Source organism: Pseudomonas sp. P9_2, assembly GCF_034008255.1.
In the GTDB taxonomy this organism is placed as follows: Bacteria; Pseudomonadota; Gammaproteobacteria; order Pseudomonadales; family Pseudomonadaceae; genus Aquipseudomonas; species Aquipseudomonas synxantha_A.
This window is the reverse complement of sequence record NZ_CP125376.1, coordinates 51,175-74,216: the sequence shown is the minus strand read 5'-3', so window position 1 is coordinate 74,216 and position 23,042 is coordinate 51,175. Positions and strand designations below refer to the sequence as shown.

The 23,042-nt window shown below is 60.9% G+C and carries 19 protein-coding genes; 11 read left to right on the top strand and 8 right to left on the bottom strand.

The window, feature by feature from the left end; translation table 11 throughout:
• Positions 1-145 precede the first annotated feature (145 nt).
• From QMK52_RS00350 to pcaC, 10 genes are all read left to right on the top strand, one after another.
• Positions 146-1,486 carry an MFS transporter gene (locus QMK52_RS00350; protein WP_005785866.1) on the top strand — a complete coding sequence of 447 codons (1,341 nt, stop codon included), beginning with the start codon at positions 146-148 and terminating at the stop codon, positions 1,484-1,486.
• A gap of 270 nt (positions 1,487-1,756) precedes the next feature.
• Complete coding sequence (locus QMK52_RS00345) at positions 1,757-2,614, top strand: CoA transferase subunit A (RefSeq protein ID WP_005785868.1); 858 nt, start codon at positions 1,757-1,759, stop codon at positions 2,612-2,614.
• A complete protein-coding gene (locus QMK52_RS00340; RefSeq protein ID WP_005785870.1) occupies positions 2,614-3,393 on the top strand; it encodes a CoA-transferase subunit beta in 780 nt (259 codons plus the stop codon). The genes QMK52_RS00345 and QMK52_RS00340 overlap by 1 nt, the downstream gene beginning before the upstream one ends.
• Entirely contained in the window at positions 3,390-4,592 is a 1,203-nt protein-coding gene (gene pcaF / locus QMK52_RS00335) for a 3-oxoadipyl-CoA thiolase (RefSeq protein ID WP_194440661.1), read from the top strand. The genes QMK52_RS00340 and pcaF overlap by 4 nt, the downstream gene beginning before the upstream one ends.
• 17 nt (positions 4,593-4,609) lie before the next feature.
• Positions 4,610-5,314 carry a protocatechuate 3,4-dioxygenase subunit beta gene (gene pcaH / locus QMK52_RS00330; RefSeq protein WP_320403709.1) on the top strand — a complete coding sequence of 235 codons (705 nt, stop codon included), beginning with the start codon at positions 4,610-4,612 and terminating at the stop codon, positions 5,312-5,314.
• A gap of 1 nt (position 5,315) precedes the next feature.
• Entirely contained in the window at positions 5,316-5,882 is a 567-nt protein-coding gene (gene pcaG / locus QMK52_RS00325) for a protocatechuate 3,4-dioxygenase subunit alpha (protein ID WP_005785876.1), read from the top strand.
• Positions 5,883-6,093: 211 nt separating this feature from the next.
• Positions 6,094-7,389 carry an MFS family transporter gene (locus tag QMK52_RS00320; RefSeq protein ID WP_122735419.1) on the top strand — a complete coding sequence of 432 codons (1,296 nt, stop codon included), beginning with the start codon at positions 6,094-6,096 and terminating at the stop codon, positions 7,387-7,389.
• 10 nt (positions 7,390-7,399) lie between these two features.
• Positions 7,400-8,764 (top strand): 3-carboxy-cis,cis-muconate cycloisomerase, encoded by a 1,365-nt coding sequence (locus QMK52_RS00315; RefSeq protein WP_320403708.1) that lies wholly within the window; start codon positions 7,400-7,402, stop codon positions 8,762-8,764.
• A gap of 10 nt (positions 8,765-8,774) precedes the next feature.
• Positions 8,775-9,566 carry a 3-oxoadipate enol-lactonase gene (pcaD, locus tag QMK52_RS00310; RefSeq protein ID WP_194440270.1) on the top strand — a complete coding sequence of 264 codons (792 nt, stop codon included), beginning with the start codon at positions 8,775-8,777 and terminating at the stop codon, positions 9,564-9,566.
• 10 nt (positions 9,567-9,576) lie between these two features.
• Positions 9,577-9,969 carry a 4-carboxymuconolactone decarboxylase gene (gene pcaC / locus QMK52_RS00305; protein ID WP_005785883.1) on the top strand — a complete coding sequence of 131 codons (393 nt, stop codon included), beginning with the start codon at positions 9,577-9,579 and terminating at the stop codon, positions 9,967-9,969.
• A 66-nt stretch (positions 9,970-10,035) separates the two neighbouring features.
• Here the strand turns inward: pcaC and QMK52_RS00300 are convergent, their stop codons facing one another.
• The 6 genes from QMK52_RS00300 to QMK52_RS00275 form a co-directional block, all read right to left on the bottom strand.
• Entirely contained in the window at positions 10,036-10,959 is a 924-nt protein-coding gene (locus QMK52_RS00300) for a hypothetical protein (RefSeq protein WP_194440271.1), read from the bottom strand.
• 450 nt (positions 10,960-11,409) lie between these two features.
• The gene (locus QMK52_RS00295) at positions 11,410-12,309 is read right to left on the bottom strand and encodes a polysaccharide deacetylase family protein (RefSeq protein WP_005785886.1); all 900 of its coding nucleotides are present in this window, start codon (positions 12,307-12,309) and stop codon (positions 11,410-11,412) included.
• Between the two features lie 82 nt (positions 12,310-12,391).
• Positions 12,392-13,642: an OprD family porin gene (locus QMK52_RS00290; RefSeq protein ID WP_194440272.1), complete on the bottom strand. Its 1,251-nt coding sequence runs from the start codon at positions 13,640-13,642 to the stop codon at positions 12,392-12,394.
• Positions 13,643-13,825: 183 nt separating this feature from the next.
• Positions 13,826-15,283, bottom strand: a complete 1,458-nt coding sequence (gene adeC / locus QMK52_RS00285) for an AdeC/AdeK/OprM family multidrug efflux complex outer membrane factor (protein WP_032877316.1) — start codon at positions 15,281-15,283, stop codon at positions 13,826-13,828.
• The gene (locus QMK52_RS00280) at positions 15,280-18,441 is read right to left on the bottom strand and encodes an efflux RND transporter permease subunit (protein WP_005785899.1); all 3,162 of its coding nucleotides are present in this window, start codon (positions 18,439-18,441) and stop codon (positions 15,280-15,282) included. The genes adeC and QMK52_RS00280 overlap by 4 nt, the downstream gene beginning before the upstream one ends.
• A gap of 3 nt (positions 18,442-18,444) precedes the next feature.
• The gene (locus tag QMK52_RS00275; RefSeq protein ID WP_005785901.1) at positions 18,445-19,593 is read right to left on the bottom strand and encodes an efflux RND transporter periplasmic adaptor subunit; all 1,149 of its coding nucleotides are present in this window, start codon (positions 19,591-19,593) and stop codon (positions 18,445-18,447) included.
• Between the two features lie 265 nt (positions 19,594-19,858).
• Here QMK52_RS00275 and QMK52_RS00270 point away from each other — a divergent pair, with 265 nt between their 5' ends.
• On the top strand, positions 19,859-20,491 hold the full coding sequence (locus QMK52_RS00270) for a TetR family transcriptional regulator (protein WP_005785903.1): 633 nt from the start codon (positions 19,859-19,861) through the stop codon (positions 20,489-20,491).
• Between the two features lie 301 nt (positions 20,492-20,792).
• On the opposite strand, the gene QMK52_RS00265 is transcribed toward QMK52_RS00270, so the two are convergent.
• Together QMK52_RS00265 and QMK52_RS00260 are read right to left on the bottom strand one after the other, a co-directional pair.
• The gene (locus QMK52_RS00265; RefSeq protein ID WP_005785905.1) at positions 20,793-21,848 is read right to left on the bottom strand and encodes an alkene reductase; all 1,056 of its coding nucleotides are present in this window, start codon (positions 21,846-21,848) and stop codon (positions 20,793-20,795) included.
• A 27-nt stretch (positions 21,849-21,875) separates the two neighbouring features.
• Positions 21,876-23,042: an MFS transporter gene (locus QMK52_RS00260; protein WP_005785906.1), complete on the bottom strand. Its 1,167-nt coding sequence runs from the start codon at positions 23,040-23,042 to the stop codon at positions 21,876-21,878.

Sequence of the window (23,042 nt, the reverse complement as noted above, 5' to 3'; positions counted from 1 at the left end):
GCTGTTCGGTGACCGCACAGATCCCGGTCGGCTCGATTGACGGTGTTTCCCCTGGCTTATTAATGTGCGGCAGCGCTTCAAAGCGCCGCCTAACAATAATGATGACCTGAGGTCATCGGCCCGCCATCGGTGTGGAATAAAAATAATGAATCAGCCTTCTGTCGGTACCACCCTGGACGTGCAGTCCTTCATCAACACCCAGCCATTGTCACGCTACCAGTGGCGCGTGGTGATCCTGTGTTTCCTGATTGTCTTTCTTGACGGCCTCGATACGGCGGCGATGGGTTTTATTGCGCCGGCCCTGTCCCAGGACTGGGGCATCGACCGCGCCAGCCTTGGCCCGGTGATGAGCGCCGCGTTGATCGGCATGGTGTTCGGCGCACTCGGGTCCGGCCCGCTGGCCGACCGCTTTGGTCGCAAAGTCGTGTTGGTCGGTGCGGTACTGGTATTTGGCGCGTTCAGCCTGGCCTCGGCCTACAGCACTAATGTCGACCAGTTGCTAGTGCTGCGCTTTCTGACCGGGCTGGGTCTGGGCGCGGGTATGCCCAATGCCACGACCTTGCTCTCCGAATACACCCCCGAGCGTCATAAGTCGTTGTTGGTCACCAGCATGTTCTGCGGTTTCAACCTGGGCATGGCCGGTGGTGGGTTTATCTCGGCCAAGTTGATCCCGGCGTTTGGCTGGCACAGCTTGTTGCTGATCGGCGGCATCCTGCCATTGATCCTGGCGGGGGTGCTGTTGGTGTGGCTGCCGGAGTCGGCGCGTTACCTGGTAGTGCGTAATCGCGGTACCGACAAGGTACGCAAGGCCCTGGCACCCATTGAGCCCAATATCGTGGCCCAGGCCGGCAGCTTCAGCGTGCCGGAGCAAACAACCGTCAAGGCTCGCAACGTGTTCGCGGTGATTTTCTCGGGCACCTACAGCACCGGCACCTTGCTGCTGTGGCTCACTTACTTCATGGGCCTGGTGATTGTTTACCTGCTGACCAGTTGGCTGCCCACCTTGATGCGCGACAGTGGCGCCAGCATGGAGCAGGCGGCATTTATCGGCGCGTTGTTCCAGTTTGGCGGGGTGTTGAGCGCAGTGGGCGTGGGCTGGGCGATGGACCGGTTCAACCCGCACAAAGTGATCGGTACTTTCTACCTGCTGGCCGGGGTGTTTGCCTACGCGGTAGGGCAAAGCCTTGGCAATATCACTTTATTGGCAACGTTAGTGCTGATCGCCGGGATGTGCGTCAACGGTGCGCAGTCGGCGATGCCGTCCCTGGCCGCACGTTTCTACCCCACCCAGGGGCGTGCTACCGGTGTGTCGTGGATGCTTGGCATTGGCCGCTTCGGCGCGATCCTGGGCGCGTGGATGGGGGCCACCTTGCTGGGCCTGGGCTGGAATTTCGAGCAGGTGCTCACGGCACTGGTGATTCCGGCGGCACTCGCCACTGCAGCCGTGTTGATCAAGGGCATGGTCAGCCATGCCGACGCCACTTAAGCCTTGATGGGACTCAAATGTGGGAGGGGGCTTGCTCCCGATTGCGGGGTGTCAGTCAAAAAATTTGTTGGCTGATCCACCGCTATCGGGAGCAAGCCCCCTCCCACATTTGAATTGCGTTCGCTTAGACGATTAGCTAGACAACAATCCGTTCGATAATCGAACGCTGAGTCGATTATCGGATTGTTCGGCCCATTTACCCGGCTTAATCTTCAAGCACTTCGGCGCCACCTCAGCGCCTTTTTCGATCAACACCGGGAGCCCAACCCCATGGCTGAAATCCTCACCCTGCGTGATGCGGTCAAGCGCTTTGTGAACGACGGCGATACCGTCGCTCTCGAAGGTTTTACCCACCTGATCCCTACGGCCGCAGGTCATGAAATCATTCGTCAGGGTAAGAAAGACCTGACGCTGGTGCGTATGACGCCCGACCTGATCTACGACCAATTGATCGGTGCTGGCTGCGCGCGCAAGTTGATTTTTTCCTGGGGCGGCAACCCGGGCGTGGGCTCCCTGCATCGTTTGCGCGACGCGGTGGAGAAGCAATGGCCGCAACCGCTGGAGATCGAAGAACACAGCCACGCCGACTTGGCCAATGCCTACGTCGCCGGTGCCTCGGGCCTGCCGTTCGCGGTGCTGCGTGCCTACGCTGGTTCCGACTTGCCCAAGGTCAACCCACTGATCAAGACCGTTACGTGCCCATTCACCGGCGAAGTGCTGGCGGCGGTGCCGTCGGTACGTCCGGATGTCACCGTGATTCACGCGCAGAAAGCCGATCGCAAGGGCAACGTGTTGCTCTGGGGCATTCTCGGGGTACAGAAGGAAGCGGCCCTTGCGGCTCAGCGTTGCATTGTCACCGTGGAAGAAATCGTCGATGACCTCAATGCGCCGATGAACAGTTGCGTGTTGCCGACCTGGGCACTGACTGCGGTGTGCCATGTGCCGGGTGGCGCACATCCTTCCTACGCTCACGGCTACAACGAGCGGGATAACCGCTTCTACCAGGCGTGGGATCCGATTGCTCGCGACCGTGGGACCTTTACCGCCTGGATTGATGAATTTATCCACGGCACTGCTGATTTCAGCGAGTTCCAGGCCAAGCTGGCCACCGCGCAGGAGGCCAAGTAATGACCTACTCCACTAATGAAATGATGACCGTCGCCGCTGCACGCCGTTTGAAGAACGGCTCGGTGTGCTTCGTCGGTATCGGCCTGCCGTCCAAGGCCGCCAACCTGGCGCGGCTGACGTCCTCACCCGATGTGGTGTTGATCTACGAGTCTGGCCCGATTGGTGCCAAGCCCAGCGTGTTGCCACTGTCGATCGGCGATGGCGAACTGGCCGAGACCGCCGACACTGTGGTGCCCACCGGTGAGATCTTTCGCTATTGGCTGCAGGGCGGGCGCATTGACGTGGGCTTTCTCGGTGCGGCCCAGGTCGACCGTTTCGGCAATATCAACACCACCGTGGTCGGTGATTATCACCAGCCCAAAGTGCGTTTGCCGGGTGCCGGTGGGGCGCCGGAGATCGCCGGTTCCGCCAAGAGCGTGCTGATCATCCTTAAACAGTCGTCCCGTTCGTTTGTCGACAAACTGGACTTCATCACCTCCGTCGGTCACGGCGAAGGTGGCGACTCGCGCAAGCGTCTTGGCCTGCCCGGTGCCGGCCCCGTCGGCATCATTACCGACCTGTGCATCATGGAACCGGAGGAGGGCAGCCATGAGTTCGTGGTCACCGCGCTGCACCCCGGCGTGACCCGTGAGCAAGTGGTCGCTGCCACCGGCTGGGCGATTCGCTTTGCCGACCAGGTCAGCACCACGGCTGAACCGACCGAGACAGAGCTGACCGCGCTGCGCGAGCTTGAAGCCCGCACCGCCGCCGCCCATGGCCAAGCACCGGGAGAAGCCTGATGCGCGAGGTATTTATCTGTGATGCCATTCGCACACCGATCGGTCGTTTCGGCGGTGGGCTGTCCACGGTGCGTGCCGATGACCTGGCGGCGCTGCCGATCAAGGCCCTGATCGAGCGCAACCCTTCGGTGAACTGGGACGCGGTGGACGAAGTCTTCCTGGGCTGCGCCAACCAGGCCGGCGAAGACAACCGTAACGTGGCGCGCATGGCACTGTTGCTGGCGGGGCTGCCGGAGAGCATTCCGGGCGTGACCCTCAACCGTCTGTGCGCCTCGGGCATGGATGCCATCGGCACGGCCTTTCGCGCTATTGCCAGTGGCGAAATGGAGCTGGCGATTGCTGGCGGCGTCGAGTCGATGTCCCGTGCTCCGTTCGTGATGGGCAAGGCCGATGCAGCGTTTTCGCGCAGCATGAAGCTGGAAGACACTACCATCGGCTGGCGTTTCATCAACCCGTTGATGAAGGCCCAGTACGGTGTGGATGCCATGCCGCAGACCGCCGATAACGTCGCCGACGACTACCAGGTTTCCCGCGCCGACCAGGACGCTTTCGCCTTGCGCAGCCAACAGCGTACCGCCGCTGCGCAAGCCGCCGGTTTCTTCGCCGAGGAAATCGTGCCGGTACGGGTCGCCCATAAAAAAGGCGAAACCCTGGTGGAACACGATGAACACCCGCGGGACACCAGCCTGCAAGCCCTGGCCAAACTCAAGCCGGTCAACGGCCCGGACAAGACCGTCACCGCCGGCAACGCTTCGGGGGTCAATGACGGTGCTGCTGCGCTGATTCTGGCATCCGCCGATGCCGTCAAGAAGCACGGCCTCACAGCCCGCGCCCGGGTGTTGGGCATGGCCAGTGCCGGTGTCGCACCGCGCGTAATGGGTATCGGCCCGGTGCCGGCGGTGCGCAAGCTGGTGGAACGCCTGGGGTTGGCGGTCACCGACTTCGACGTGATCGAGCTTAACGAAGCCTTCGCCAGCCAGGGTCTGGCGGTGCTGCGCGAACTGGGTATTGCCGACGATGCACCCCAGGTCAACCCGAACGGCGGTGCCATTGCGCTGGGTCATCCACTGGGCATGAGCGGTGCACGGCTGGTGTTGACGGCCCTGCACCAGTTGGAAAAAACCGGCGGCAGCAAAGGCCTGGCGACCATGTGCGTGGGCGTCGGCCAAGGCCTGGCCCTGGCGATTGAACGCGTCTAATAAAAGAGGATGGCTCCATGAGTGACAAGCCTGGTTACCGGCGCCCGCAAGCGGGCACTCAACCTGATTACCTGCACCCGGCGTATCAGTCGACGAACCTGCGTTCGCCGTCCCAGCCGTTGGTGTTCCTGCCCCATTCATTGTCGGAAATCACCGGCCCGACGATCGGCGCCGAGCGCATCAATGACAAGGACAACGACCTGACCGCCCAGCATGAAGGCGAGCCCCAAGGCGAGCGCATCATCATTCATGGCCGTGTGCTGGACGAGAATGGCTTGCCGGTGCCGGGCATTCTCGTGGAGATCTGGCAGGCCAACGCCGCCGGGCGCTACAACCACAAGCGTGACCTGCACGACGCGCCGCTGGACCCGAACTTCACCGGCACCGGGCGTACCGTTACCGACACCGATGGCTGGTACCAGTTCCAGACCATCAAGCCCGGCGCCTACCCGTGGGGCAACCATCACAATGCATGGCGCCCGGCGCATATCCACTTTTCGCTGTTCGGCCCCAGTGTGCTGACGCGCTTGGTGACGCAGATGTATTTCCCTGGCGACCCATTGCTCGAATACGACCCGATCTACAACTGCGTTCCGGATACCCGCGCCAAGGAACGCCTGATCGCGCGTTTCGACCTGGAAAAAACCGTCCCTTCCTACGCCCTCGGTTACCGCTGGGACATCGTCCTGCGCGGCCGCGACGCCACGCCGATGGAGAAATGAGATGACACTCAACGCGACCACGTCCCACACCGTCGGGCCGTATTACCACATCGGCCTGACCTGGCTGAACCGTGAAGACATGACCGTAGCCGCCACACTCGGCGAGCGCGTGGCGATCAGCGGCCAGGTAGTGGACGGCAACGGTGATGTCGTCAACGACGCCATGCTGGAAGTCTGGCAGGCCAATGCTGCCGGTAAATATGACCACCCTGAGGACGAGCAAGACAAGGCGGTCGATCCGCACTTTGAAGGTTTTGGCCGGGTGCCGGTGGATGCCGAGGGGCGCTTCCGCTTTACCACCATCAAGCCAGGCAGTGTGCCGGGATTGAAAGGCACGACTCAGGCGCCGCATCTGGTGGTACTGGTGTTTGCCCGTGGGTTGGTAAAGCACTTGCTCACGCGGATTTATTTTGACGGTGAGGCACTCAACGGCGATGACCCGCTGTTGGCGTGTGTACCGGCTGAGCGTCGTAGCACCTTGATTGCCAAGGCGGATGCGCAGGGTGTGTATCAGTGGAATGTGATTTTGCAGGGGACAGACAAGGAAACGGTGTTCTTCGATTACTGAGTTGGCTGTAGGGCCTCATCGGGGGCAAGTCGAATCGTCGCACCGCCCCTCCCACACTGACCGAGTAGAGTTCAGACAACTCGGTCAAATGTGGGAGGGGTCTTGCTCCCGATGAGGCCCTCCCAGTCACTACATACCCAAAAGTCTGCTGCGGAACATGGTTGTTGCAAAGTATGTCTAGGCTATAACCGTTCCCACTGAGTAAAAAACCATGACAACAACAACGAGTCACTACACCGGAGAAGAACGCCGCAAACGGATTTTTGCGATTGTCGGGGCTTCCTCCGGCAACCTGGTCGAATGGTTCGACTTCTACGTCTACGCCTTCTGCGCAATCTATTTCGCCCCGGCGTTTTTCCCCTCGGACGACCCCACGGTGCAACTGCTCAACACCGCCGGTGTGTTCGCCGCCGGGTTCCTGATGCGGCCGATCGGCGGCTGGCTGTTTGGCCGGGTGGCCGACAAGCACGGGCGCAAAAATTCGATGATGATCTCGGTGCTGATGATGTGCGCCGGTTCACTGGTTATCGCTTTCCTGCCCACCTATAACGACATCGGTGCCTGGGCCCCGGCGCTGCTGCTGGTGGCGCGGCTGTTCCAGGGCTTATCGGTGGGGGGCGAATACGGCACCACGGCAACCTACATGAGTGAAGTTGCGCTCAAGGGCCAGCGCGGTTTCTTTGCCTCGTTCCAATACGTGACCCTGATCGGCGGCCAGTTGCTGGCGGTGCTGGTGGTGGTGATCCTGCAACAGATCCTCACCGAAGAAGAACTGCGCGCCTGGGGCTGGCGTATTCCGTTTGTGATCGGCGCCATTGCTGCGGTGATCTCCCTGCTGCTGCGGCGCACCCTGAAAGAAACCACCAGCAAGGAAATGCGCGAAGACAAGGACGCCGGCAGTATCGTCGCGCTGTTCCGTGACCACGGCAAAGCCTTCATCACCGTGCTTGGCTACACCGCCGGCGGCTCGCTGATTTTCTACACGTTCACCACCTACATGCAGAAGTACCTGGTGAACACCGTGGGTATGCACGCCAAGACGTCCAGCTACATCATGACCGGCGCGCTGTTCCTGTACATGTGCATGCAACCGCTGTTTGGCATGTTGGCCGACAAGATCGGACGCCGTAACTCCATGCTCTGGTTCGCCGGCCTTGGCACCTTGTTCACCGTGCCGATCCTGTTGACCCTGAAAACCGTGACCAGCCCGTTCCTGGCGTTTGTACTGATCACCCTGGCCCTGGCGATTGTCAGCTTCTACACCTCCATCAGCGGCCTGGTCAAAGCCGAGATGTTCCCGCCCCAGGTGCGTGCCTTGGGTGTGGGCCTGGCATATGCCGTGGCTAACGCGGTGTTTGGCGGTTCGGCGGAAGTGGTCGCACTGAGCCTGAAATCCATCGGTATGGAAAACACCTTCTATTGGTACGTCACTGCGATGATGGCGGTGGCCTTCCTGTTCAGCTTGCGCCTGCCTAAACAGGCGGCGTACCTGCATCACGATTTGTAAGGGATGAGTTATGACGCTGCGCACGAGCAATCAACTGTTCGACGCTTACTTCACCGCCGCCAGCATGGCCGAAGTGTTCTGTGACCAGGGACGCTTGCAGGGCATGCTGGATTTCGAGGCGGCGCTGGCCCGGGCCCAGGCTCGGGTCGGGCTGATTCCCCAGGCTGCCGTCGCGCCGATTGCCCAGGCGTGCCTGGCTTCGCTGTATGACGTCGATGCGCTTGGCGCGGCCATTGCCACGGCGGGTAATTCGGCGATTCCAGTGGTAAAGGCGCTGGGCAAGTTGATCGCCAGTGAAGAGGCCGACGCCGAGCGTTATGTGCACCTGGGCGCGACCAGCCAGGATGTGATGGACACCGGCCTGGTGCTGCAAGTGCGCCAGGCGCTGGTGTTGATCGAGGCGGATTTGGCGCGCCTGGGGGACGTGCTGGCTGCCCAGGCGCAGCGTTACGCCGCTGTGCCCCTGGCCGGACGCACCTGGCTGCAGCACGCGACGCCGGTCACCCTGGGCATGAAAATCGCCGGTTGGCTGGGTGCGGTGACACGCAGTCGCCAGCGCCTTGCCGAATTGAAACCGCGCCTGTTGGTGCTGCAATTTGGCGGTGCGTCCGGCACCTTGGCGGCGCTCGGCGAACACGCCATGCCTGTTGCCGAAGCCTTGGCCGCCGAGTTGCAACTGGGCTTGCCGGAACAGCCCTGGCACACCCAGCGCGATCGGCTGGTGGAATTTGCCAGCGTACTCGGTCTGATCGCCGGCAGCCTCGGCAAACTGGGACGCGACATCAGCCTGTTGATGCAAACCGAGGCGGCAGAAGTGTTTGAGCCCGCCGCGCCGGGCAAGGGCGGTTCATCGACCATGCCGCACAAACGCAACCCCGTAGGCGCCGCCGTATTGATCAGCGCTGCCACCCGCGTGCCGGGCCTGGTGGCGACGATGTTCAGCGCCATGCCCCAGGAGCACGAACGCAGCCTTGGCCTGTGGCACGCCGAATGGGAAACCTTGCCAGAGATTTGCCGCCAGGTGTCCGGCGCCTTGCAACAGGCGCTGCTGGTGAGTGAAGGGCTGGAGGTCGATACCGCGCGCATGGCGCAGAATCTCGACCTGACCCAGGGCCTGGTGTTGGCTGAAGCAGTCAGCATCGTGCTTGCCCAACGCCTGGGCCGCGATACCGCACACCACCTGCTGGAGCAATGCTGCAAACGCGCCGTAGCCGAGCAGCGTCACTTGCGCGCCGTGCTGGCGGATGAGCCCCAGGTGACTGCCGAGTTGTCAGCGGCTGAACTGGACCACCTGCTCGACCCGGCCCATTACCTGGGCCAAGCCCAGACCTGGGTCACGCGTGCCGTGACTGAACACTTTGCGTTGACTGCCTGAGGAGACCGCTGTGGCTTTTGTACAACTCGCCGAGGGCGAACTGCATTACCAATTGGATGGGCCGGTGGATGCACCGGTGCTGGTACTGTCCAACTCCCTGGGCACCGACCTGCACATGTGGGACGTGCAGATCCCGGCGTTCACCGAGCATTTTCGCGTGTTGCGTTTCGATACCCGCGGTCACGGCAAGTCCCTGGTGACCGAGGGGCCCTACAGCATCGAACAACTGGGGCGCGACGTGCTTGCGTTGCTGGATGCGCTGGATATCCAGCGTGCGCACTTTTGCGGCCTGTCTATGGGCGGCTTGATCGGCCAATGGCTGGGCATCCACGCCGGCGAGCGTTTGCAGCGCCTGGTGGTGTGCAATACCGCCGCCAAGATCGGCACGCCTGAGGTCTGGAACCCCCGCATCGAAATGGTCCTGCGTGACGGCGCCGCTGCGATGGTGGCGCTGCGCGATGCTTCGATTGCGCGCTGGTTTACCGCGGATTTCGCTGCGGCCAACCCGCACCAGGCCAAGCAGATCACCGACATGCTCGCGGCCACATCGCCCGAGGGCTACGCCGCCAATTGCGGCGCCGTGCGCGACGCGGATTTTCGTGAGCAACTGTCGTCGATCAAGGTGCCGACCCTGGTGATTGCCGGCACTGAAGACGCGGTGACACCGCCGGCTGGCAGCCACTTTATCCAGCACCATGTGCAGGGCGCCGAGTACGCCGAGTTCTATGCGGCGCACCTGTCCAACGTGCAAGCCGGCGCTGCCTTCAGCGACCGTGTGATCAACTTTCTGCTGGCTCGCTGAGGAGCGTTTTGTGGACGAGAAACAACGTTACGCCGATGGCCTGCAGGTGCGCCGCGAAGTGCTGGGCGATGCCCATGTCGACCGCAGCCTCAATGCCTTGACCGAGTTCAACAGCGAGTTCCAGGAAATGATCACGCGCCATGCCTGGGGCGATATCTGGACGCGCCCCGGGCTGCCTCGGCATACCCGCAGCCTGATCACCATCGCCATGTTGATCGGCATGAACCGCAGTGAAGAGCTCAAGCTGCACCTGCGTGCGGCCGCCAGCAATGGTGTGACCCGCGCCGAGATCAAGGAAGTGCTGATGCAGAGTGCGATCTATTGCGGAATACCGGCGGCGAATGCGACGTTTCACTTGGCCGAGTCGGTGTGGGATGAACTCGGGGTTGAATCGCGCGCGTAATTGGCGAGAAGACCCGCCTGTGATCATCGGGCGGGCAGTATTCATGACATTACGCTCGCGTGGGGTTCAGGCACTGGTCCCGACAGGTTTGTAGTTTTGCGTGGTATAGCGCTGCCTCAAATTGGGCTCTTCTTCACCCGAAACGAACCCGCCGCCACTGTATAAAGTGCCTGCCTTACCCTCGCCCATGTTGATAAAGGCATAGTTCTTTACATTAGAGTCGATGGTGACTTTATCGTCTCCGTCTCCGGCTTGAATGAACAGCCTGGAACCACCTGCTGGATCGTTTTTAATAGGCAGGAGGAATTGTTGCCCATTCACTTCAGCTAACAATGAATTGTCTTCTGCTGCGCTGATACGAATAGTGTCATTGCCGCTGCCGGCGGTGATTTGCATGACGCCGTCGCCGAACTGCCTTGGGTTGGCGTTTGGCGAGAACTTGAATGTGGTCTCGTCATGTTTGAACTCGGCGCCTTTTTGCAGGTGAGGTGCAATGGCGATGATTCCGGGTTGCGAGAATGTTTTCACGCCCGCTGACTCGGGGGCGGAGGTATAGCCATTGGTCCCGGAAACCGTGTGGTTGTCGTTAAGACTCACAGTGGTTTGGAACCAGATGTCGTCTGCAATCGTGACGTGGTCATCGCCACCCTTGGTTTTTATTTCCACGGTCTCGGTCATGCCGCCAGCATTCTGAACCGGTAACAGGTATCGCCTGCCGTTTATTTCTGCGACGACCCCAATGTCCGGAAGACTCTTGAGGTGAACCTTGTCTGCACTATTACCGGTTTCGATGGTGACTTTGTTGCGCAGCATGGGAACGCCGTGAAAACTGCCTTCATGAGCCGTTGCCGAGGTGATCTTGACGTTACCGTTATCGTACGTGTGAGTGGTCGGGGTACTGGTGAGGGCGCGTGGCATTTCGGTGATGGGGCTTGATTCCATGGGCTGTTGTGCTGGAGCAGTGGCTGCGGAATTGACGGGTTTATCCATCGAGGAGTTAACACGCTGGCCGGCCAGCGAGGTAGCAACCTGATCCTTCGCGAAGCGCGCAGATTTGGCGGTGTTCGCCGGTAGAAAGTTATTTTCTTTACGGTGCAGTGGGTGGGGGGAGTCTGAGTGTTTTTTATCTCAGTGAATGGATTTTTCGTTAGGGTTGTAAAGGCTGTGCGAATAGTTGTTCTGTAAGGGAGTTGTCAACATGACTAAGTCCTTTTAAAGGTTGGCAAGCGTGAGAAGGTTGGGCAGTGCGCGGTAAGTCTTGCGAACTACTGATCCGATAGTGGGCGGGAAGGAGTACTGAGTTCCAACGCCACTTGTTTCACTTTCCTACGTATTTAAAAGGCTTATGGTCTGTGGGTGGTTAATGAGGTGGGCGTGGTGGGGCAGGATGGGACTACCTGTCTGACTTAAATATCTTACTGTTGTAATTGTTTGTAGCTTTCAGTGTGAGTCCGCATCCCATATCCAGTTCCATACACCCGGCAGATGGACCTCTTCATTCACATCCTTCACGGTACGTGCCAGTGCTGCGCGTTCCAGCATGGCGTGGTCGGTGTAGAACGGCTCGACACCGGTCTTCAAACCGTTGATCCGCGCGCTGTCCATCAGGATCTGCAAATACTCCTGCATATGCCGGGCGGTGTAGCGGTTGATGTCATGGAAGGTCACTACCACCGGTATCACGCCTTCAACCATCGGCAGTTCACCCAGCGCGATGCGCTCACGCACGACCGACAGCTGCCGATACAAATTGGCCCGCCGGCGCGGGCTGGCGTTGAAGCCCCAGATCTTGCCGTCATTGGCGCTGAGGTCCGTCAGCAGTACGTGCATGCCATGCCGCTGGTAGGCGGCGAAGGTACGGCGGTCGTAGTTCCAGAACGGTGGGCGTACCAGCATGGGCGGCGTGCCGGTGATGGCGGCAATGTCTGCCGTACCTTCGGAAAGGGTGCGTTCCAGCTCTGCATCGTTCAGCCAGCGGTGATTGGTATGAAACGCCGTCGCCGTGTGAAAGGCCAGGACATGGCCAGCGGCGAATTCACGTTCCATGGTCTTGCGCCCCCGAGAACTGCCACCTGAGCGGGCCGCTTCGGTCTGCAGGAAGAACACCGCCTTGATCCCCGGCAACACCGGGTTATTGGCCAGGTCGGCCACTACCGAACGGCTCGGGTTGTTGTAGCCCGAGGCGCTTGGGCCGTCATCGAAGGTCAACAGGAAGCGGATCGGTGCCTGGGCTTGCAAGCGTTGCTGGGTTGCCGGTGTCAGGGCAATGGGCGCGCCGATGCAGCCGCTCAGGCTCAGGGCCAAGGCAAACACTACGCTCGCTGCGGCAAAGGGTTTCATCAGGTACGCAGGCTCGATAAAGGCCGCTGCTGGGGGGATCAGCAGCGGCAGGCGCGCACCATACAGTAAGTCCGGCGCCGGTTCACAGCAGACTTATCGGGTAGCTGACGATCAACCGGTTTTCATCGAATTCGTTGTTGCTGTAGTCGCGGCGCATGCTCGAATTACGCCACCGCACCGTGAGGTTTTTCAGGCCGCCGCTCTGCACGGTGTAGCCCACTTCACTTTCGCGGCCCCACTCCTTGCCGTCCGTGACGGTGCCGGTGTGTACGTTGCTGCCGCTGATGTAGCGGTTCATCAAGGTCAGGCCCGGTACGCCGAGGGCGGCGAAGTTGTAGTCGTGGCGCACTTGCCAGGATTTTTCCTCGGCGTTGTCGTAACTCGAGTTATAGCTGTCGTTGGCCAGGGTGCCGCCGCTGGTGCCGTTGACGCGCATCCAGGCGCTGTTGCCGGTGAGTTTTTGCAGGCCAACGTAGAAGGTGTTGCCGCCATACCTGGCCGAGAACAAACCGGACCAGGTTTTGTTGTCCAGGCTACCGGCGCGTGCGCTGCCGTCGTCCTTGCCGTAGAAGAACCCCAGGTTGGCGCCCAGAGTCCAGGCGCCGACAGGCTGGCTGTGGATCAGGTTGAGATACTGCTGGCTGTAGATGTCCTTGAGCTGGGCGTTCCACACACCAACCTGGGTACGCTTGTCATTGAACGCGTATTCGGCGCCCTGAAAGTTGAAGCGGTCGGAGGTGAAGGCGGCTTTGCCGAACATCGACATGTCGCTCATGCTGCCGTCGTCACGCGGGCTGTTGGCGCGGAACTGGCCGCCATACAGGGTCAGGCCGTCGATTTCCTTCGAGGTAATCTGCCCGCCGCGCAGGGTCTGCGGCAGGGAGCGGCCGTCGTCGGAACGCAAGATCGGCAGCACCGGCATCCATTCGCCCACCTTGACCTCGGTCTTGGAAAACCGCGCCTTGAACGCCACGCCCAGGCGCCCGAACTCATCCGCCGGACGGCCATCATGGTCCAGCGGCAGCAACTGAGTGCCGCCCGTGCCGCGCCCGCCATCAAGCTTGAGCGAGTACAGGCCCAGCACATCCACACCAAAACCCACGGTGCCTTGGGTAAAGCCGGACTTGGCGTCGAGGATGAAACTCTGCGTCCACTCCTGTGCGCCACCCTGGGCCTTGGTCGGGTTGGTGTAATTGCGGTTGAAGAAGAAGTTACGCAGGTTGAGGTTGGCGCTGGCATCTTCAAGAAAACCGTGTTCTTCGGCGATTGCAGGAACGGCAAGACTGCCGACAGCGGCAGCCAGCAACAGCTGGCGCGGGTGAAAAGTGCTCATGGCGTTGGACCTGTTGTTATTGGGTTTATGCAGGTGGCGGCCATGGTGCGCGGCGGTATAGGGGCGATGAAAGTGGGGGAGGGCGGGTTGTGGGCGGTGATCGAACGCAAGTTGGCGAGGTAAAAAACCAGGCATAAAAAAACCGCTTCCGGTAAGGGAAGCGGTTTTCTTACACACGCGCTATCAGAACAACTTCAATGGCGGTGCTTGTTCTTTCAACGGCTCATTCTTGGCGGTCTGCTCATTCCAGCCACCGCCGAGGGCCTTGTACAGGTTGACCTCGCTGGTCAGCTGCGCCAGGCGGTCGGTGATCAGCGATTGCTGGGCACTGAACAGTTGGCGCTGGGCGTCGAGGAAGGTCAGGTTGCTGTCGACACCAATGCGGTAGCGACGCTCGGCCAGGCGGTAGTAATCCTGGTTAGCCTCGACGAAGCCACGTTGGGCATCCAGTTGCTGCTTGTAGGTCTGACGCGCCGCGAGGCCGTCGGAGACTTCCTGGAAGCCGGTCTGGATGGCTTTCTCGTAGTTGGCCACGTTGATCTCTTTCTGGATCTTCGAGTAGTCCAGGCTTGCGCGCAGGCTACCGGCGTTGAAGATCGGGATGTTGATCTGCGGGGCAAACGCCCAGGTACCCGAACCGCCTTTGAACAGGCCGCCCAGGGTTGGGCTGGCGGTACCGGCACTGGCCGTCAGGCTGATGCTGGGGAAGAACGCCGCACGGGCCGCGCCGATATTGGCATTGGCAGCCTTGAGGTTGTACTCGGCCTGCACAATGTCGGGACGACGTTGCAGCAGGTCTGACGGCAAGCCGGCAGGCACTTCGCTGAGCAGGTCATCGGATAGCGGCTTGCTGGCGATATTCGCCGGCAGGCCAGTACCCAGCAACAGGGTCAGGCTGTTTTCGTCCTGAGCCACCTGGCGCGTATAACGTGCCAGTTGCACCCGGGCGTTTTCCACCGAGGTGCGTGCCTGGCTGAGGTCCAGCGCCGAGGCCACGCCGACTTCGTTGCTGCGCGAGGTGAGCTTGAAGCTCTGCTCGAACGCACCCAGAGTGTCCTGGGTCAGCTTGAGCAGTTCCTTGTCGGCCTGCCAGGTCAGGTAGGCATTCGCCACGCTCGCCACCAGGCTGATCTGGGTACTGCGCCGTGCTTCTTCAGTGGCGAAGTACTTCTGCAGTGCTTCTTCACTCAGGCTGCGCACGCGACCGAACAGGTCCAGCTCATAAGAGCTGATCCCCAGGCCAGCCGAGTACTGGCTGGCGATAGACGATTCGCCGGTCTGTGACAGCTTGGCCGGGGTGCGCGAACGGCTGCCGTTACCGGTGGCCGATACCGCCGGGAACAGGTCGGCACGCTGGATCTGGTACTGCGCTGCATAGGCGTCGATGTTCAGGGCCGCGACACGCAGGTCACGGTTGTTCACCAACGCGGTCTGGATCAGCTGTTGCAGGGCAGGGTCATGGAAAAACTGCTTCCAGCCCTGCTCGGCAGCGGCCTGGTTCGGCGCCTGGGCCGACGAATACGCCGGCCCCTGCGGGAACTGTGCGGCCACCGGCGCATCGGGGCGCTGATAGTCAGGTATCAGCGAGCAGCCACTGAGCACGAATGCCGTGACGGCTAGGGAAAGTAGCGACTTGCTCATTGGCCAGCCTCTTTAGGAGTTTCAGTAGTGTCTTTCTTTTTGCGTTCGCCGGCCGAGGACACGGTTGCGTAGAACAGTGGCACCCAGAAAATGGCAAGCACAGTGGCGGTGATCATACCGCCGATCACGCCGGTACCGATCGCGTGCTGGCTGCCTGAGCCGGCACCGCTGGAAATTGCCAGCGGCAGTACGCCGAGCACGAACGCCATGGACGTCATGATGATCGGGCGCAGACGCATCCGGGACGCTTCGATAGCCGCCTCGACAATGCCTTTGCCTTGCTCGTGCAGCTCTTTGGCGAATTCCACGATCAGGATGGCGTTTTTCGCCGCCAGACCCACTGTCACCAGCAAGCCCACCTGGAAGAACACGTCGTTGGACAAGCCCCGCATACTGGTAGCGATCAGTGCACCGATCACACCCAGTGGCACAACCAGAATCACCGCGATCGGGATCGACCAGCTTTCGTACAGTGCCGCCAGGCACAGGAACACCACCAGCAGCGACAGCGCGTACAGCGCAGGCGCCTGGGAGCCGGACAGGCGTTCTTCGTACGACAGGCCTGTCCAGGCATAGCCGACACCGGCCGGCAGTTCTTTGGCAATGCGTTCGACTTCGGCCATCGCATCACCGGTACTGTAGCCTGGTGCCGGGGTACCGAGGATTTCCATCGCCGCTACACCGTTGTATCGCGAAAGCTTGGGCGAACCGTAGATCCACTGGCCCGACGAGATGGCCGACAACGGCACCATCTTCCCGGAGTCGCTGCGCACGTACCATTTGTCCAGGTCTTCCGGCGACATGCGGCTGGCGGCGTCACCTTGTACATACACCTTCTTCACGCGACCACGGTCGATGAAGTCGTTGATGTAGCTGCCACCCAAGGCGATGGCCAGGGTCTGCTGGATGTCCGCGAGGCTGATGCCCTGGGCACTGGCCTTCTCGTCGTCAACGGTCAGCTCGTACTGCGGCTCATCGTTCACGCCGTTAGGACGTACGCCCGCCAACACCTTGCTTTGTGCCGCCGCGCCCAGGAACTGGTTACGTGCAGCCATCAGCTTGTCGTGGCCGACGCCACCCTGGTCTTGCAGGAACACGTCGAAACCGGTGGCGTTACCCAATTCCAGCACCGAAGGCGGCACGATGGCAAATACCATGGCGTCCTTGAAGGCCCCGAAGAAGTAACCCTGGGCACGCTTGGCCACTTCGAATACCGATTGGGTCGAATCACGCTCATCCCACGGTTTGAGCATCACGAACGCAAGGCCCGAGCTCTGGCCTCGACCGGCGAAGTTGAAGCCGTTTACGGTAAACACCGAGTTCACCGACTTGCCTTCGCCTGGCTCGCCTTCCTTGTCGTTCAGCAGGAAGGCGCGCATGTCATCGACGACTTTTTGCGTGCGCTCAGCCGAAGCGCCTACCGGTGTCTGCACCTGGGCGAAGATCACACCCTGGTCTTCCTCAGGCAGGAACGCGCTCGGAATACGGGTGAACATCCAGATCATGCCGGCCAGAATCAGCACATACACCAGAAACGCCGGGATCTTGTGCTTGATCATGTTGCCCACGCCGCGCTCGTACTTGAGTACGCCGCTGTCGAAGGTGCGGTTGAACCAGCCAAAGAAGCCGCGCTTGGGCTGGCCGTGCTTTTCCGGATCGATCGGCTTGAGCATGGTGGCGCACAAGGCCGGGGTGAAGATCAGGGCAACCAGTACCGACAACGCCATCGCCGAAACAATGGTGATGGAGAACTGGCGGTAGATCACGCCGGTGGAGCCACCGAAGAACGCCATCGGCAGCAGTACCGCCGACAGTACCAGGGCAATACCCACCAGGGCGCCCTGGATCTGGCCCATGGACTTGATCGTCGCTTCTTTGGGCGACAGGTGCTCCTCGGCCATGACCCGTTCGACGTTTTCCACCACGACGATGGCATCGTCCACCAGCAAGCCGATGGCCAGGATCATGCCGAACATGGTCAGGGTATTGATGGTGAAGCCGCACGCCGCCAGGATCCCGAAGGTACCCAGCAATACCACCGGTACGGTCATGGTGGTGATGATGGTGGCGCGGAAGTTCTGCAGGAACAGGAACATCACCAGGAACACCAGCACGATCGCTTCGACCAAGGTGTGAACCACGCCGGAAATCGACTCGGTCACGACCGGCGTAGTGTCATAGGGCACTACCGCCTTCATGCCAGGCGGGAAGAATGGTTCCAGAGACTTCACTGTTTCGCGGATGGCCTTGCCGGTGTCCAGTGCGTTGGCACCGGCCGCCAGCTTGATCGCCATACCCGAGGCCGGCTTGCCGTTGAACTGCGCACTGATGCTGTAGTTCTGGCCGCCCAGTTCGATACGCGCGACGTCACCCAGGCGAACCTGGGAGCCGTCGGTATTCACCTTCATCAGGATCTTGGCGAATTCCTCTGTGCTTTGCAGGCGCGTCTTGCCGATGATCGTGGCGTTCAGTTGGGTGCCGGGCAGGGCAGGCAGGCCGCCCAGTTGGCCGGTGGCCACCTGCACGTTCTGGGCCTTGATGGCATTGCTGACGTCCACTGGCGTGAGCTGGTAATTGTTCAGTTTGGCCGGGTCGAGCCAGATACGCATGGCGTACTGCGAACCGAACACCTGGAAGTCACCCACCCCCGCGGTACGGGAGATCGGGTCCTGGATGTTGGACACGATGTAGTTGGAGAGGTCGTCCTTGGTCATGCTGCCGTCTTCGGACACCAGACCGATCACCATCAGGAAGTTCTTCACCGACTTGGTCACGCGGATACCCTGTTGCTGCACTTCTTGCGGCAGCAGCGGGGTGGCCAGGTTCAGCTTGTTCTGTACCTGAACCTGAGCGATATCCGGGTTGGTACCCTGATTGAACGTCACGGTGATGGTCATGCTGCCGTCGGAGTTACTGTCCGAGGAGACATAACGCAGGTTGTCGATACCGTTGAGCTGTTGCTCGATGACCTGCACCACGGTGTCCTGCACGGTTTGTGCGGAAGCGCCTGGGTAGGTCACCTGGATATCAATGGCCGTTGGCGCAATGGCCGGGTATTGGTTGATGGGCAACTTCAGGATCGAGAGTGCCCCGACCAGCATGATCACCAGGGCAATTACCCAGGCGAAAATGGGGCGGTCGATAAAAAATTTCGACATGGATTACTCCCCTTGACCAGCGGCGGCAGCAGGCGCTGCAGCAGTACCGGCGGGTTTAGCGTTGGCAGCTTCTGTGACCTTCACCTCGGCGCCCGGCTTGACGTATTGCAAGCCTTCGGTGATGACGCGGTCACCGGCATTGAGGCCTTTTTCCACCAGCCAGTAGGCACCCGCGGTACGGTTGGCAACCAGTTCGCGTTGCTCGACCTTGTTGTCCTTGTTCACGATCAGCGCCGTCGGAATGCCGCGCAGGTCACGGGTCACGCCTTGCTGCGGAGCCAGGATGGCCTTGCTGTTCACACCGGCCAGCAACTGGGCGTGCACGAACATGCCCGGCAGCAGCACGTGGTCAGGGTTGGGGAACACGGCACGCAGGGTCACGGAACCGGTGGTCTGGTCGACCGACACTTCGGAGAACTCGAGCTTGCCGTCCTGGGCGTAAGGCGTGCCGTCTTCCAGGGTCAGCTTGACCTTGGCGGCGTTTTCGCCAGCCTTCTCCAGCTGGCCGCTTTCCAGGTCGCGGCGCAGTTTCAGCATTTCAGCCGAGGACTGCGTGACGTCGACGTAGATCGGGTCCAGTTGCTGAATCACGGCCATGGCATCGGCCTGGCCATTGCTGACCAGTGCGCCTTCGGTCACCGAAGAACGACCAATACGCCCGGAGATCGGTGCAAACACTTTGGTGTAGCGCACGTTGATCTGGGCGGTTTGAACGTTTGCTTCGGCGGTCATGCGGTTGGCGACGGCGGTGTCGTATTCCTGACGGCTGACGGCCTGTTCATCGACCAACTGCTTGTAGCGGTCGCTGATGGACTTGGTCTGGGACAGGCTGGCTTGTGCGCTTTTCAGGGTGGCGTCATACACCGACGGGTCGATCTGGTAGAGCTGCTGCCCTTCCTTCACGTCGGCGCCTTCCTTGAACAGGCGCTTGAGGATGATGCCGTTGACCTGAGGCCGGACTTCCGCGATGCGAAAGGCCGTGGTGCGGCCTGGCAGCTCGGTGGTCAGGGTATAGGCTTGCGGTTGAATGGTGACCACGCCGACCTGAGGGGTTTGAGCGGGCGGTGCCGCTTCTTCCTTTTTACATCCGCTGAGCAGCGATGCCAGGGCGACGGCAGTGACCAGAGCGGTAACAGCTGGCTTAAGTTGCATGAAGATCCTCGGGTCAGGCGCGCAGAGTGCGCACAAGAAGTGTGGAAGGGTAAAAAACAAGCCGTGAGTGGATAAGTAGCTTGCTACGCAATATACTTACGTTCATGGTTGTTTGTAAACTCTTGACAGGCTTGCCGCAATGTTGACAAAGCACTGCCGCAAGCCTCGATTCTAGTACGTTCGGTGCCCATGACGGCGTCGTCCCATAATTATTCAGATGATGGTCAAGTACCATCCACAGTGTCCCGATTGAGGTTTTACTGCCATGGTTCGTCGCACCAAAGAGGAAGCTCAGGAAACGCGCAGCCAGATTCTCCAAGCCGCCGAGCAAGCCTTTTATGAGCGCGGCGTCGCGCGGACCACCCTGGCGGACATCGCCACGCTGGCAGGGGTGACGCGCGGGGCTATCTACTGGCACTTCAGCAACAAGTCCGACTTGCTTCAGGCACTGCTCGACACGTTGCACGAGCCCCTGGACGAACTGGCGCGGGCCAGTGAAAGCGAGGACGAAGCCGACCCGCTGGGCTGTATGCGCAAGCTTTTGATTCATCTGTACCATGAAGTGGCCCTGGACCCGAAAACCCGGCGCATCAACGAGATTCTGTTTCATAAGTGCGAGTTCACCGATGAAATGTGTGACATGCGCCGCCAACGCCAGACCCACACCCTTGAGTGCAACCTGCGCATCGGCTTGACGTTGCGTAACGCGGTCCATCGCGGGCAACTTCCAGCCACGCTGGATACCACCCGCGGCGCTGTGTGTATTCATGCCTTTATCCACGGCTTGATCGGCCAGTGGCTGCTGGTGCCTGACAGTTTTCAATTGCATCAGGACGCCGAGCGTTGGGCTGATATAGGGCTGGACATGCTGCGCCTGAGCCCCAGCCTGCGCAATTGAGACAAAATGCGTAATTGCGACCAGTTGTGTCAACAGTAAAGCCTAAGGATCGTCAATCGTCCTTCTGCCTGATTTGTGGGGTGACGTTATATACGGGCTGGCGGGCCGTTGATAGGTAGCCGGCTAAGTATTTTGTAGCGATATTGTTGCCGTTCTGTGAAGCAATGTTTCCGCAGGCGCTACAAACAGGTAAATGTGGGAGGGGGCTTGCCCCCGATTGCGGTGGATCAGTCACTGATGTGTTGACTGAAACACTGCTATCGGGGGCAAGCCCCCTCCCACATTGGTTTTGCGGATCAGGTTAGATCGGCAGCGTCGGGTAGTCGATGTAACCCACCGGGCCTTTGCCATAGAAGGTTTCCGGGTGCGGTTCGTTCAACGGCGCATCAACCTTCAAGCGTGCCGGCAGGTCTGGGTTGGCGATGAAAGGAATACCGAAGGCCACCGCATCTGCTTTACCCGCCGCCAGCCAGGCATTGGCGCTGTCCTTGGTGAAGCGTTCGTTGGCGATGTACACGCCGCCGAAGGCTTTTTTCAGTTGTGGGCCGAGGCTGTCCGCACCTTCTTTTTCACGGGAGCAGATGAAGGCGATGCCACGCTTGCCCAGTTCGCTGGCGACGTAGGTGAAGGTTTCGGCCAGGTTGGCGTCGCCCATGTCGTGCGCATCGCCACGCGGTGCCAGGTGCACGCCCACGCGGCCGGCGCCCCACACTTCGATGGCGGCGTCGGTGACTTCCAGCAGCAGGCGCGCACGGTTTTCCAGGGAGCCGCCGTATTGGTCGGTGCGCTGGTTGGTGCTGCTTTGCAGGAACTGGTCGAGCAGGTAGCCGTTGGCGCCGTGGATTTCCACGCCGTCAAACCCAGCGGCCTTGGCGTTCTCGGCACCTACGCGGTAAGCGTCGACGATGTCGGCGATTTCAGCGGTTTCCAGGGCGCGCGGGGTAGGGTAGTCGGCCAGTGGGCGCACCAGGCTGACGTGGCCTTTAGGCTGGATCGCGCTTGGCGCCACCGGGGTTTCGCCGTTCAGGTAGGACTCGTGGGAGATGCGACCCACGTGCCACAGTTGCAGGAAGATCTTGCCGCCCGCGCCATGCACGGCCTTGGTGATGTTGGTCCAGCCACGCACCTGGTCGTTGGACCAGATGCCCGGGGTGTCCGGGTAGCCCACGCCCATGGGCGTCACGGAGGTGGCTTCGCTGAGGATCAGCCCGGCGGATGCTCGCTGCACGTAATACTCGGCCATCAGCGCGTTGGGCACGCGGCCGGCATCGGCTCGGCATCGTGTCAGTGGCGCCATGATGATGCGGTTCGACAGTTCCAGGTCGCCCAGTGTGATCGGATCGAAAATAGTCGTCATGGGAAAACACCTTTGTCTTTAAGTTGATCAGTTGGTCGCGGGGGCCAGGTCGGCATCGCCGCTCTGGCGGAAGGTAATCAGGGTCACCAGCAGCGCGAGAATCGCCAGTGCTGCAGCGGCCAGGGGCACGCTGGTCAGGCCGAAACCGTGGGCAATCACGCTGCCACCGACCCAGGCGCCGAGGGCGTTACCGATGTTGAAGGCACCGATGTTCAGGGTGGACACCAGGTTGGGGGCGGCCTTGCCGAAGGTCACCACGTTGATCTGCAGCGCTGGTACGGCGGCAAACGAGGCGGTGGCCCACAGGAACAGGGTGATTTCGGTCGGTATCAGTGCAACGCTGGTCCAGCTCAACACCGTGGAAACCACCGCCATGCTGATGAACACGCCGATCAGGGTGGCCGCCAGGCGTTTGTCGGCCAGCTTGCCGCCGATGATGTTGCCCACCGTGAGGCCCAGGCCGATCAGCAGCAGGGTCCAGGTCACGCCTTTGGGCGACACGCCGGTCACATCGCCGAGCAGCGGGGCTACATAGGTAAAGAGGGTGAACATGGAGGCGGCGAACAGCGCTGTCATGCTCAGCGACAACCAGATACCCGCGCCTTTGAGGGCCGCGAGTTCGGCGCGCATGTCGAGTTTTTCTTCGTCACGCTTGGCGGGCAGGAAGCGGATCAGGCCAATCAAGGCGATCACGCCAATCACGGTCACTGCCCAAAAGGTCGAGCGCCAGCCAGCTTCCTGACCCAGTGCAGTGCCCAACGGCACGCCGAGCACGTTGGCCAGGGTCAAACCGGTGAACATCAGGGCCACCGCCGAAGCGCGTTTATTGGCCGGCACCAGGTTGGCTGCCACCACGGAACCGATCCCGAAGAAGGCACCGTGGCACAGCGCCGTGACGACGCGGGCAAACATCAGCACGTTGTAGTCACTGGCCAAGGCGCACAGCAGGTTGCCGACAATAAAGATGCCCATCAACGCTACCAGGGCGGCCTTGCGTGGCAGCCTGGCGGTGGCCAGTGCCATGAAGGGCGCGCCGATGGCCACGCCCAGGGCGTAGCCGGTGACCAACCAGCCTGCGCCGGGAATCGACACACCCAGGTCCGCCGCAACATCGGGCAGCAGCCCCATGATGACGAACTCGGTGGTGCCGATGGCGAAGGCGCTCAGGGCCAGTATGAGGAGCGAGAGGGGCAT